We start from the raw sequence: 12,500 nt of genomic DNA, 5'->3' as shown, positions 1-12,500 counted from the left end.
CGCTAAAGGTGCTCCGCCAGAAAGCCACCGGACTGATGACGCCAGAGTTTCGCGTAGAGGCCATCCTGAGCCAGTAATTGCTCGTGGCTACCCTGCTCAATGACTTCACCGTTGTCCATCACTACCAACCGGTCCATTGCGGCAATAGTCGACAGGCGGTGGGCAATGGCGATAACGGTTTTACCCTGCATTAATTGATAAAGATTATCCTGAATCGCGTTTTCCACCTCGGAATCCAGTGCCGAGGTCGCTTCGTCGAGGATAAGAATCGGTGCATCTTTTAACATCACCCGGGCGATGGCAATACGCTGGCGCTGACCACCAGATAACTTGACACCACGTTCGCCGACATGGGCATCCAGTCCCGTGCGGCCTTTACTGTCCGACAAGTCAGCGATGAAACTGGCGCAGTGAGCTCGCTCGATGGCATGTTGTACATCGTCAGCGCTGGCATCGGGACGGCCATAAAGAATGTTATCCCGCACCGACCTGTGCAGTAATGAGGTGTCCTGCGTCACCATGCCGATTTGTGCGCGCAGAGAATCTTGTTGAACCTCACTGATGTTTTGTCCGTCAATGCGTATTGCGCCGCCTTCAACGTCGTAAAAGCGCAACAGCAGATTAACCAGGGTCGATTTACCGGCGCCTGAACGGCCAACAATGCCGACTTTCTCACCCGGTTTAATATGCAGGTTAAAATTCTCCATAACACCGGAGCCTTTACCATAATGAAAGCGCACCTGGTCAAACTGAATATCGCCATTGCTGACGGTCAATTGTGGCGCATTCGGCTTGTCGACAATGCGTTGTGGTACCGATAGCGAGCCGATGCCGTCTTGCACCGTTCCGATGCTCTCAAACAGCGTCGACATTTGCCACATCACCATTTGCGACATACCAAATAACCGCAGTACCAGGCCAATCACTACAGCAACAGCACCGAGGCTGACCATATCGCCGCGCCATAGCCAAATGGCGGTTGCTGCAGAACTGAACAGCAGCGCACAGTTAATGAAGTAGAGAAAACCATACAGTTTGGTGACCAGTCGCATTTGTGCGTGCACGGTATCAAGGAATTTATCCATGCCTTGTTTGGCAAATGCCGCTTCTCGTTGCGAATGTGAGAACAGTTTAACCGTTTGAATATTGGTGTAGGAGTCAACGATGCGTCCGGTCATGATGGAACGGGCGTCAGCTTGCAACGCTGAAACTTTGCCCAGCCGCGGGACAAAGTAACGCAACAGCAGGGCGTACAGGACCAGCCATGATGCCAGCGGCAACATCATACGCCAGTCGGCGCTGCCGATGATAAAGAACATCCCTAAAAAGTACACGACCACGTAGTTTACAATTTCAATAAAGGTCATGATGCACTGCCGAACGGCGAGAGCCGTTTGCATGAGTTTTGTGGCTACGCGACCGGCAAATTCGTCCTGATAATAGGACATCGACTGTTTCATCAAGTAGCGATGACCCAGCCAGCGGATTCGCATAGGGAAGTTACCCAGCAGCGTTTGGTGTGTCAGTAACGAATGGAACCAGACCAGTAAGGGTAACCCGACTAACACCAACACACTCATGCCCAGTAGCGGCCAGAACTGATCGTCAATAAAGGTTTCCCGATCTTGCTGTGCCAGCCAGTCGACGATCTGACCGAGAAAACCGAACAGCCAAACTTCGGCGATGGCAATTGCCGCCATTAGTAGCGCCGTGGCAACGATGTAAGGTGTTGCTCCGCGGGTAAAGTGCCAGCAAAAAGCGAAAAATCCCTGCGGCGGTTGAGTGGGTTCCTCTGCCGGGAATGGATTAAGACGTCGCTCAAACCAAGAAAACATGAGTGTTAATTTCCTAAATACTGGTCAAGGGAGTCGCGCCAAGCTTCCGTCTGGACAACCCGTAATAGCTCCCGATTGACAGGTTCGCGAAAATGGCTGCCTTGTGGCAGAACAAAACCATAGTCCTGAGGCAGCACTCGATCAGGCAGTAAACGAATATTGTTGAGCGCCTGGCTGCGCATAGAATAACGCAAAATCGGCTCATCGTAGATAACCGCATCGAGTTCCCCAGCATTAAGTTTCTCAAGCGCCTTGGTAAGGTCGTCAAAACCTTGGAAGCCAATGTTCTTTTGGCTTAACCATTGAGCTGTAGCGGAGTTGGACAACGTGGCAACTCTGGCGCTGGGTAAGTCACCCAAACCGCTGACTTTGGATTGAAACTGAGATACCGTAAGTGATGATGCGATAGACGCGGTGAAGCTCGAAATAATAATCACGCAAGTGAACATCCAGATCAGGCTTATGATGCGTCCGCCGAGCGAGCGCGGTGATTTATCGCCATAGCCAACCGTTGTCATAGTAACTGCAGCCCACCAGAATCCGGCACCCAGGCCGGCAAGGGGCTTATCGGAAAACTCGTCACGGTTTTCACGGCGCTCAAACAACCAGACTAAAGCGCCGGCGATAAACAGCACGGCACCAAGGATTAGAACGACCTTTAAAAATTCAAATGAAACAAAGCGTTTAGTCACCGCCCACCATGTCGCTGTATTATTGGCCGGCACCGCTATGGCAAGTCCGCCATTATGAAATGGCTGAGAGAAGTCCAGACGGGACTCACGAGCCGCGGTGATGGTTAATGCACCAATGCCGATATCGTAATGTCCTTGTTCCACTTCACTTAACAGCTGCTCCAGGGGCATTGGGTGCAATTCATAGGGTCTATCGAGCTGTCGTGCGATGTCTTCCCACAATTGCATGGCCAGCCCCTGATACTCGCCCTCGCGTTGCATCACAAAAGGCGCATTCATGCGAACGGCAACTTTTAACGTTTGCGCTTGCGCTTCGTCCTGCGCATGAGCGGGCGGGTGAGATAACATAATAAGGGTTAGCGAAAGCCAAAGAACCAGGCGATAGAGCATTGCGTACTCCCTGATGTAACAGTAACTTGAGTTTGATCAAAACTATCGTATCAGGTTTCGCTCGAAAACGTTGACCTGACAAGCGATTGAATAGAGAATGAGAATTGTTATTAACAATAGAGAGGTTACAATGAAACGTTTACTGGCTGGATTATTTATTGTGGTGATGTCGCTTTCAACCTCGGCAATTGCCGATGATGACGAGCAGAAGTATCAACATTTCAAGCCTGAACCAGCTGAAAATCTGCAGCAAGCCATCATGAATCTGGTGGAATACAATGCCAAGCTGCAAGAGATCGTGAACGGTGATTTAAGCGCTCAGGATATGGCGAAAGTGCATGAACTGACGTACACGCTGGAAGTTGCACTTGCCCGTTTAAGCAAAGAATTGGATGTCGCGGCAAATTCACTGGAAGAAGTACATTTGGGCTCAGAGCAAATGAACAAACCGCGTGTTAAAGGTTTTGGTAAAGATTATTTAAACACCTTAAACCACTTGCTGGGTGAACATCACAAGCATCATGACAATCACTGATCATTAAGTGATTGGATAAACGCCCTGATATGTCGCAACCAAAAGTCCTGCGGTTGCGACAGGGCATTTCTCCCTATCGAGATTTCACAGACGCTGTGGTGCTCATCTCCTGCCCTTGGCAAGGGCAAAATCATCACGCCATGGACCTGGATATAATCGGCTATTTTGTCTGCCAGACAATTCGGTGACAACGGAAAGTGCAGATGAAACATCGCAGCTTGTGGCGGGTTTGGCGTTACCGTAACACCGTCCATTTTTTGTAATTGCGTGCCTAAACCTACCGCATAATGAACCGCGTCTTTCATCACCGGTAGGTTATCCTTCAGGCCCTGTCGTGCGGCCACGATTTCCGGATACAGTGAAATAGGATTGCCACCGGCGCGGCGCGCCCAGATACGGGCTTGTTCAATAAAATCGCGGTCAGCCGCGAGCACCGCACCACTGATACCGCCCAGATCTTTGTAGAAACTGACATAAACGGAATCAAAGAGTGCGGCAATTTCCGCTAACGACTTTTGGTAATGCGCCGGAGCCTGCCATAGGCGCGCACCATCCAAATGTAAGCGCACTCCGTGTTGTTTTGCCCACTGGTGTTGTTGAATCAGCGACTGCCAGGTTGGCAACTGGCCGCCAATCTCTCGCATAGGCAGCTCCAGTACGACGGCGGCGAGACTATCGCCGTTCAGGCTCTGCAAATCACTGATATCAATTGGCTGATCGCTGACTCCGACGGTGCAGCTGTCAAGTTGCCAGAGAGCCTCGATACCCATGTGTTCATGTAACAATAAGTGCGATGTCGGGTGCATGGCGACCCGTTGACGTGCTCGCTCGAGACTGTGCAGTTTTAGCGCTAGTGGCTGTGCCAGGGTGCCGGTGGGCAGGAAGATCGCAGCCTCCTTACCAAGTCGACGGGCGACCTCCTGCTCAAACTGCTCGATCAGCGAACCTTTACCATAGACATCACGTTGTTCTTGCGGCTCGATACTGTCGGCGAGCTGTCGTAATTGCTCCGCCATGGTTAATTGCGGATGCCGCAGGATTGAGGGGCCTGCCTGTTCACAGGCTCGTTGGTAGCGCAGTTTAATGTCGGCGTCGATCATCCATTTTCCTTATTTCATATGCACTTTTCCGCCAATGATTTTGTAGGCCGGTGTGCCTCGAATCATCGTCTCTCTGGCGAACTCCTGACCACACCCGGGACAATGACAGGGTGTGGTGGTATGGTCCTCCACAATACGCTCCATAAAACATTTCACTAATGCGCCCTTGCCGCCTTTCCGATATTTAAAGATCGGAGTTTTGCACTGTAGGCATGAGATTTGTACGGTGCGCTTTGGACCTTTTTTGTTCGGCTTTGCCATAACTCGAAAAGTCCTCTTACAACTTATTGGTTAAAAACTATTCCATACAGTGTATCAAGCGCGCTATAGTTTTTCTTCATTATCGCCCTAACGATCAAAATGGAAGGTTCGCTATGAAATACTCACTTGTTGCTTTAGCACTGGCGGGGTTGCTTGCTGGGTGTGGTCAGCCAGCAGAGCCGCAGTCACAAACGACCGCCAATACCGAGCAGACGGCAGAGCAGGCTCAACAGTCCGAGACAGAGCGTTTAAATGCCTGGTTTGAGCAAAAATATGAAGAGCAGCTGCAACAAAGCCCAATGCAAATGACTTTCCTGGGGCGAAAAGATCGCTACGGTGAAATTGATGACTTGAGTATCGAGGCGGAGCAACAACAGCAGCAATGGATGAAGCAAACCGTCGATGAATTACAGGCTGAATTTGAGTACGAGCAACTGACGGATGAGGCAAAGACCTCATACGATGTTTGGGTGTACCAGTACGAACAAGCAAAACGTAACGCCGATTTTCGCAAATACGATTACGTGTTCGATCAAATGCGTGGGGCACATACCTTTATGCCGCAGTTTTTGCTTAATTTTCACCGTGTTGAAAACAAAGAGGACATGGATGCGTATATCAGCCGCTTAGGTGAGTCAGCACGTGCACTTGAGCAGCTATTAGCGCGCGCCGAGCAGCAAGTCTCTGAGGGCATTCGCGCACCACGCTTTGCCTATGAGCTGATCATTGAAGAATCTGAAAAAGTCATTACCGGAGCCCCTTTCACGGAAGGCGAGGACTCTGCGTTTATGGCGGATGTGAACAAAAAAATAGACGCGTTGTTAGAGCAACAAACAATCGACCAGCAGACCGCTGATGCGTTGCGCACTCAAGCGGCTGACGTTTTGTACAAACAGGTTATGCCGGTTTACGAACAAATCATCGCGTTTTATCAGAGTGACATCGAAAATACCCCGGAAATTGCGACCGGTGTGCATCGTTTTGACGGTGGCATTGAGTTTTACAACGCAATGTTAAAAAACTACACCACCACGGATATGACGGCCGATGAGATTCATCAGTTGGGTCTGCAAGAAGTAGAGCGCCTGAACAATGAAATGCTGAAAATAAAGGATCAAGTGGGCTTTGAGGGCGACTTACAGGCGTTCTTTACGTTTATCCGCACGGATGAACAGTTCTTTTATCCAAACAATGATGAAGGCGCCGAGATGTATATCGAGGACTCTAAGAAGTACCTTGACTTCATCAATGAGCGCTTACCCGACTACTTTGGCATCTTACCGAAAGCCGATTTGGTGGTGAAACGGGTAGAACCCTTCCGTGAACAGGACGGCGCCGCACAGCATTATTATCCGGGTACGCCAGATGGTTCACGTCCGGGCATTTACTACGCCCACTTATCCGATATGACAGCAATGCCAAAAAATGAGATGGAGGCCATTGCTTATCACGAGGGTAATCCTGGCCACCATATGCAGATCTCAATTGCCCAAGAACTGCAGTCTGTACCAGAGTTTCGCACCCAGGCCGGCTTTACCGTCTATAGCGAAGGCTGGGGGCTTTATGCTGAGCAACTGGCGAAAGAAATGGGCGCTTATCAAAACCCTTATTCAGACTTTGGTCGCTTAATTACCGAAATTTGGCGCGCCGTGCGGCTGGTGGTTGATACCGGCATGCATGCAAAAGGTTGGACCGAGGAGGATGCGGTTAAGTATTTTGAAAAATACACGCCGATAGCAGAAGGAGCGGTGCGCTCAGAAGTCCGTCGCTACCTGGTGATGCCGGGTCAGGCGACTGCCTATAAAATCGGTATGATTAAGATTCTGGAATTGCGTGAGAAAGCCAAGCAACAATTGGGTGAGAAATTCGATATTCGTGGTTTCCACGATACCGTGCTCGGCGGCGGAGCTTTGCCGTTGCATATCCTCGAGCGTCGAGTTGACCAGTGGATTGCGTCACAGCAAGCCTAACTCAATTGCCTTTAGCACAGCTCGGGTGCGATCACGCACGCCGAGCTTGGCCATGAGCGACGACACTTGATTTTTTACGGTGCCGGTGGATTTAAACAGGGACTCAGCAATTTCTTGGTTGCTGAGTCCTGCCGCTATCAGCCTGAGAACGGCCAGTTCTTTGTCCGTCAATGGTTCGGTTAATTCAGCAACCGGCGTATGAGGCCGGACAGACTGCAGTCCTTTGATGATACGTTCGGTTACAATGGGCTGAATCCAGGACTCGCCGCGATGCAAGGTTTGGATCGCTTCCACTAAGGTTTCTAACGACACGTCTTTCAGCAAATATCCCTTTGCACCAGCCTGAATTGCTGCCATCACTGAGGCGTGGTCGTCAAAGGTAGTGAGCATCAACGCCGGCCGTTTAGGGTGTTGCCTGGTAAGTTCTGTGACGGCGGCAATGCCATCCATTTCCGGCATTCGAATGTCCATCAACACAACGTCGGGCTGGCATGTTTCAACAGCCTCCAGAGCGGTCTGTCCATTCTCCGCTTCGCCGACAACCACGACCTCCTCGCTTAAATCCAGCAAACTTTTTAGCCCTTGTCTTACCAGGGTTTGATCGTCAACCAGCAGTACCTTAATCATTGTCTGTCATACGCCTGAATTGTGCGGAGATAGTAAAGGTTGGCGACTCAGTGAATGCGATATCGCCTCCGGCAAGAGCGACTCTTTCACGCAAGCCGCGAATGCCGTTGCCCTCATTGATTGGCTTGGTCATTTTGCCGTTATCAGAGATGTTAACCTTAATCCAGTCATCCGTTTGCGTCACGTTAGCCTGGTAGTGGTTGCCGGTTGAATGGCGCATAAAGTTGGTGAGTGACTCTTGCACCAAGGCGAGAATGGCTTCTGCTGTTTCGACGTGTTGTATGTTGAGCGGACTTGGATAGTTTATGGTGACGGTTTTGCCTGCAATATCAACATCCAGCGCTTCCAGTGCCGCAGCGATATCCATCGAATCGGATTCGCGTATCGTCGAGACGGCCTCGCGGACGTCCGCTAATAGTAATTGCGCGATACTTCGGCTTTTCGCAATCAATGCTCGGGCTTCACCTGAGGATTTGTGTTCGGCAACCTGCAGGTTAATCGTGAGCGCGGTTAAATGGTGACCCAGCAAGTCGTGAATATTGCGAGCAATTCGGGTACGTTCGGTTTGTTTAGTGGCTTCTGCCAATAGCGCCTGAGTCGCTCTTAGTTCTCGGTTTATACGTTGTTCGTTCTCTTTTGCACGAGCTTCTTTCAACTGTGTACCCATCATCGTCATTGAAAAGATAATGAAGGTCCAGAATAGCAACGCGGATAGCCAGGCTAAATCATCCTGCCAGTAAATCTGGTAAACCAAAAAGTGCGGTAACGCAATCACCGGTGACGCAGTAATCGCTTTATTCAGCGGCATAAAATAGGGCAACTGCGCGGCCCACAACACCATTAGAATGGCAACAAAGTTATAGGGGACGAGAAAATACAAAACGACAACCAAAACAAATTGTATCGCCACCAGCACGATTCGCGTTGTTGGTTCACCCGGCAACGGTTCATCACGGGTTGCTACGTGAAAGCCCAGGTAAAATACCACGAAGCATGATGCTGTAAGTAGCCAGTGCAGACTAAGGAAAGGAGAGCCCGGACGCTGAGCCAAAAAGTACAGGCAAGCGGCAGTTAACAGCGCCCACGTCAACAGAGCAACCCAACGATCAACGCTGTAGTTGTTATCGACCAGTTTATGCAATAACGACATATTCATCATTGCAGTATGCCACCATCTGATATCTCAGCAATAGGCCAAAAGTCACGATCAATAAAGTGACTTTTGGCACCTGTCGAAGGGCTCCTAAAGGCTTAGCATGATGAGAGCTCATTAAGGAGGCATGTTATGCTGACAATTCATACCAGTTTACTGTACTTACATATTTTGGCGGGTGTCATCGCAATGATGTTGTTTTGGATACCGATCACTACCCGGAAAGGGGGATTAAATCATCGCCGCTTCGGCCAAGCCTACACAATAACAATGTATACCGTCGCGGCGTCCGCAATCCTGATGTCGGTTATGGTGCTGATTGCGCCTGAGTATTTTAAGGCGGGATGGTACGCAGAAAGTACAAATCCAGCACAGTTAACACGAAATATATACGGTTTCTGGACACTACTATTGGTGTTGTCGTTACTGACTTACACCGCCGTTAATCAGGCGATGCTGGCGCTTAAAACAAAGCGTGATAGATCGTTAGCCCGCCAGGCTCATCATATCATCGCGCCAGTGGCCTTATTTATTGCATCCCTGGTGTTATTGGCACAGGCCATCAATGGTACTGTGAACCAGATTTTAGGTTACGTATTCTCTATTTTTGGCATCATCAGTGCCATTCAGGTACTTCATTATGCCTACTCAAAAAGAGTTGCAGCTAACCGTTGGTTAATTGAACATCTAAGTTCAATGTGTGGTTCCGGCATCGCGGTCTATACGGCGTTCTTCGCATTTGGTGCCCGTCATGTCTTATCGGAGCTGGGTCAGTGGCAACTTATTTTTTGGATTGCACCGGGCCTCTTAGGCGGAATTGCCATTCACGTCTGGACACGGAAATATACCGTGCAATCTGGCGTCAAAAAGACCGTGCCCTAGCGAAAACGAATGCAATTACGACCGTCGGCTTTCGCCTGATAAAGGCCTTGATCCGCATTATCGATAAGCCTGGATATGGTGCTGGCGACTTCAGCATCGGGTTGAGGTAATTCAAAGTAGCCGCCAATGCTGACGGTCAAGTAGGGTTCTGTTGGTGAGTTTTTATGTTCGATGGACAGTTGCTCAATCGCATCCAGTAATTCATTGGCTTTGCGCAGTGCCTGCCAGGCTGAGTCTGTAGAAATCAGTACCGCAAACTCCTCGCCGCCATAGCGGGCAACAAAGTCGGTGCTACGTTGCATAACGGCGTCCAGGCAAGTTGCAACTTGCTTTAACGCTTCGTCCCCCTTCAGGTGGCCATAAGTGTCATTGAACGCTTTAAAGTGATCAATATCGATCAGCAGAATGGCTAGGCCAGTACCCTGCCGTTTGGCTCGCCGCACTTCTTCGAGCAGTTTTTCGTCGAGCGCCCGACGGTTGGGAATCCCGGTTAGGCCATCCCGTGTGGCAAGAGCCTGTAGTTTACTGTTGGCTTCTTTTAATTGGCGCTGCGTGTCAATCAACTGCTGATAGGTGCGTTGTCGTTCAAGCGAATTTGCGATCATGTCGGCGACAAGGCTGAGGTGGCGAACATCGTCGTCGGTCCAGTGATAGCGTTTATGAACCATGTCGCAGCCGACAAAACCCAGTAATTTTTGGTTCGCCACTAAGCCAATACAAACTACCGAGCAGATATCTTCACGCTCAAACTCAAGCTTTTCATTGCGGGCTGCTTCGGGGAGTGTACGGACATCGTGGACGATAAAGCGAAACGTGTTCTTCATTAAATTGAAGAAATACGGCAGTTCCTCTTCGGTAATTCCTTGCAGATCATCGATATGCGCAGACAAGCCATCACGAACCCATTCATGGGTATTGCTCATGCTGGTCATAGTGTCTGAAAACTCGAAAACATAACAGCGATCGGCATCAACATAACTGCCGAATGCCGCAATGGCCTCAGCGATGCAGTCTTGTGTCTCAGCCGACTCACTATTAATTAAGCGAGTAGAAAGTTGTGACAGCAACTGATCAAATGATCTGTGATTATTATGTGTGCACACGAGCGTAACTTATTTTTTTGTATGGTTAATATTTAACCATACAAGAAGCTACGCGTATAGAGATACAATTTTTTTACACCTTAAATGAAAAATAATCGATAAGATTGTGCAGTTGAACGTCATTGCCGGCTGTTTCACTTTTATTAAATTGCCAGAGTGAACCTTCGCGACTGTCCGGCCAGTTGACGAGTGCAGGATTGTTGCCCACCCGTTCAATCGGCGTGGCTTTGAGTCGCGCCATCATATACCACCAAAGATCATCGGCGTAAGGAGCCAGCTGCTGAGCCAGTTGAATGTCGGTAACGCGCTCATCAAGAGCTCCCGGTGGAAATAAAACACCGCCGCCACTGGTAAAGAATAAATCATTGGACGGGCCACGGTGCTCGGTCTTTGGCTCCCAACGCCGGTATGCTTTCGGCTGACCATCTTTGTAGCGCGTGATGCGGTGCGCGCGCCAACAAAGAATACGGTCTGTGGTAGCCGACAATAAGAGTTGGCACAGCCAGTCAGGTCGATAGTAAATATCATCATCGGCGGTAACATGGTAAGCGTCGGGGAATTGTTGCAGTGCCGGTATGAGCTTCTTGTACGAACGAATATCCTCATCGACCGGATAAATAGAGAGTCCGTACGGTGTTAACGCTTTGACATTATCTGGTAGTGCATCAATGTCGTCCCGGAACAACCACAAATTAAGCTGAAACGGGGCGATATCCTGCAACAGCAGTGACTTCAATGTAAGGTGCAGATGTTTGTAGCGTTTTGGGAATGAGGTCAGGTTAACCATCACCGGGGTAGTTAACGGATTCTCGTGCAAAGGGTTCTGACCTTGTAGCCATTGTCGGGCAACAACCTCCTGGGCACGTTTTTTCAACGGTTTCGCCTCTAAAGACTTCAGTTTTCTCAGCCCGCGGTAGCGTAAATATTGCAGTAATGACACGTTCGTTGTTCCCGTTGGTTAATTTACAAGCGTTCATTTGATGGGTTGAATACGTTATGCTCGTAGCCTAACACAGACTGAAGTTTCAGAATTAGAGGTTGGTCGATGGTACTTCAACGAAAAACACTTGCGGTTCAAGAGTTCTTAATGCGTTTCGCTGCCTCAGGCTTAATGCCCGCCAACTGGCTGTTTGACGCTCCCCGTGAGGTAAATCTGGAGCAACCAGCAGGAACGCCAGAGACCATCGAAATCGTAAGCCACTGCTGGAACTACGCTCATCTCCTGCAGTACCAAATACAGTCGTTGATTGAAAATGAACCTGCGGATGTACGGGTCATTTATACGGTGTTCTATGCTCCCGAAGATGCAAAAACGACGAAGTTACTCAGAAGTACGGAAAAAAACCGACTAAAAAACATTGATTGGAACTTTATCCCTTTAGATGCTCCGGACCTAATGCGTCGCGCGATTGGTCGCAATAAGGCGGCTAAATCAACAGTTGCAGACTGGATTTGGTTTACTGATTGTGACTTGTTGTTTGGCAAAGATACGTTTCCGTCCCTGGTTGAGGAGCTAACTGGCCAGGACAATATCCTGGTCTTTCCGGAAACCGTGCTACGAACGTCGCTATTGGATAAAAACGATGAACTCTTGTGTGCCGAACGTTTTAGCGCCTCCGACTGTATGGAGCGCGATTGTGTAAAATCCCACCAGTTTGAAAAAGCGACAGGCCCTGTGCAGATTGTTCGTGGTGACGTAGCTCGAAAATATGGCTATTGCGATCAAATACGGTGTTACCAACAACCTAAAGAACGCTGGGTAAAAACGTATGAAGATCGAACCTTTCGTTGGTTGTTGGGGACTCACGGCCAGCCTATCGAGGTTGAAGGTGTTGGCATCATCCGTCATGTTGAAAAAGGTCGCTACCATAAACGCTCGCCGTTCTCAAAATTGCGGGAGGCGAACCGAAAAGTAAAAGATAAATTGTTGGCGCGCTAGCCAATGCGGCATA

12 protein-coding genes are annotated in these 12,500 nt (G+C 49.4%); 4 read left to right on the top strand and 8 right to left on the bottom strand.

Annotation, left to right across the window (positions count from 1 at the left end; all coding sequences use genetic code 11):
- Positions 1-2: 2 nt before the first annotated feature.
- The gene (locus CWE23_RS12350) at positions 3-1,835 is read right to left on the bottom strand and encodes an ABC transporter ATP-binding protein (protein ID WP_105307574.1); all 1,833 of its coding nucleotides are present in this window, start codon (positions 1,833-1,835) and stop codon (positions 3-5) included.
- Between the two features lie 5 nt (positions 1,836-1,840).
- Positions 1,841-2,917: a transporter substrate-binding domain-containing protein gene (locus tag CWE23_RS12345; protein WP_126820419.1), complete on the bottom strand. Its 1,077-nt coding sequence runs from the start codon at positions 2,915-2,917 to the stop codon at positions 1,841-1,843.
- Positions 2,918-3,047: 130 nt separating this feature from the next.
- On the opposite strand from CWE23_RS12345, the gene CWE23_RS12340 reads away from it, so the two are divergent.
- A complete protein-coding gene (locus tag CWE23_RS12340; RefSeq protein WP_105307572.1) occupies positions 3,048-3,452 on the top strand; it encodes a DUF6746 family protein in 405 nt (134 codons plus the stop codon).
- On the opposite strand, the gene CWE23_RS12335 is transcribed toward CWE23_RS12340, so the two are convergent.
- Together CWE23_RS12335 and CWE23_RS13920 are read right to left on the bottom strand one after the other, a co-directional pair.
- On the bottom strand, positions 3,446-4,552 hold the full coding sequence (locus CWE23_RS12335) for a threonine aldolase family protein (RefSeq protein ID WP_126820418.1): 1,107 nt from the start codon (positions 4,550-4,552) through the stop codon (positions 3,446-3,448). The two genes, CWE23_RS12340 and CWE23_RS12335, sit on opposite strands and share 7 nt — an antisense overlap.
- A gap of 9 nt (positions 4,553-4,561) precedes the next feature.
- Positions 4,562-4,813 carry a hypothetical protein gene (locus CWE23_RS13920; RefSeq protein ID WP_105307570.1) on the bottom strand — a complete coding sequence of 84 codons (252 nt, stop codon included), beginning with the start codon at positions 4,811-4,813 and terminating at the stop codon, positions 4,562-4,564.
- A gap of 113 nt (positions 4,814-4,926) precedes the next feature.
- Here CWE23_RS13920 and CWE23_RS12325 point away from each other — a divergent pair, with 113 nt between their 5' ends.
- Positions 4,927-6,783 (top strand): DUF885 domain-containing protein, encoded by a 1,857-nt coding sequence (locus tag CWE23_RS12325; RefSeq protein WP_126820417.1) that lies wholly within the window; start codon positions 4,927-4,929, stop codon positions 6,781-6,783.
- Here the strand turns inward: CWE23_RS12325 and CWE23_RS12320 are convergent.
- The gene (locus CWE23_RS12320; protein ID WP_105307568.1) at positions 6,769-7,410 is read right to left on the bottom strand and encodes a response regulator transcription factor; all 642 of its coding nucleotides are present in this window, start codon (positions 7,408-7,410) and stop codon (positions 6,769-6,771) included. The genes CWE23_RS12325 and CWE23_RS12320 overlap by 15 nt on opposite strands.
- Positions 7,403-8,569, bottom strand: a complete 1,167-nt coding sequence (locus tag CWE23_RS12315; protein WP_126820416.1) for a sensor histidine kinase — start codon at positions 8,567-8,569, stop codon at positions 7,403-7,405. The genes CWE23_RS12320 and CWE23_RS12315 overlap by 8 nt, the downstream gene beginning before the upstream one ends.
- 126 nt (positions 8,570-8,695) lie before the next feature.
- On the opposite strand from CWE23_RS12315, the gene CWE23_RS12310 reads away from it, so the two are divergent.
- Positions 8,696-9,445: a hypothetical protein gene (locus CWE23_RS12310; RefSeq protein ID WP_126820415.1), complete on the top strand. Its 750-nt coding sequence runs from the start codon at positions 8,696-8,698 to the stop codon at positions 9,443-9,445.
- Here the strand turns inward: CWE23_RS12310 and CWE23_RS12305 are convergent.
- Together CWE23_RS12305 and CWE23_RS12300 are read right to left on the bottom strand one after the other, a co-directional pair.
- Positions 9,442-10,548, bottom strand: coding sequence for a sensor domain-containing diguanylate cyclase (locus tag CWE23_RS12305; RefSeq protein WP_126820414.1), 1,107 nt, complete (start codon positions 10,546-10,548; stop codon positions 9,442-9,444). The two genes, CWE23_RS12310 and CWE23_RS12305, sit on opposite strands and share 4 nt — an antisense overlap.
- Positions 10,549-10,621: 73 nt before the next feature.
- Positions 10,622-11,488, bottom strand: coding sequence for a hypothetical protein (locus tag CWE23_RS12300; protein WP_126820413.1), 867 nt, complete (start codon positions 11,486-11,488; stop codon positions 10,622-10,624).
- 147 nt (positions 11,489-11,635) lie between these two features.
- Between CWE23_RS12300 and CWE23_RS12295 the strand changes: the two genes are divergently transcribed.
- Positions 11,636-12,487, top strand: a complete 852-nt coding sequence (locus tag CWE23_RS12295; RefSeq protein WP_241970639.1) for a glycosyltransferase — start codon at positions 11,636-11,638, stop codon at positions 12,485-12,487.
- The last annotated feature ends 13 nt before the right edge of the window (positions 12,488-12,500 follow it).

This window comes from Idiomarina aquatica (assembly GCF_003987185.1).
Lineage (GTDB): Bacteria > Pseudomonadota > Gammaproteobacteria > Enterobacterales > Alteromonadaceae > Idiomarina > Idiomarina aquatica.
This window is presented reverse-complemented; position numbering and strand designations above follow the sequence as displayed.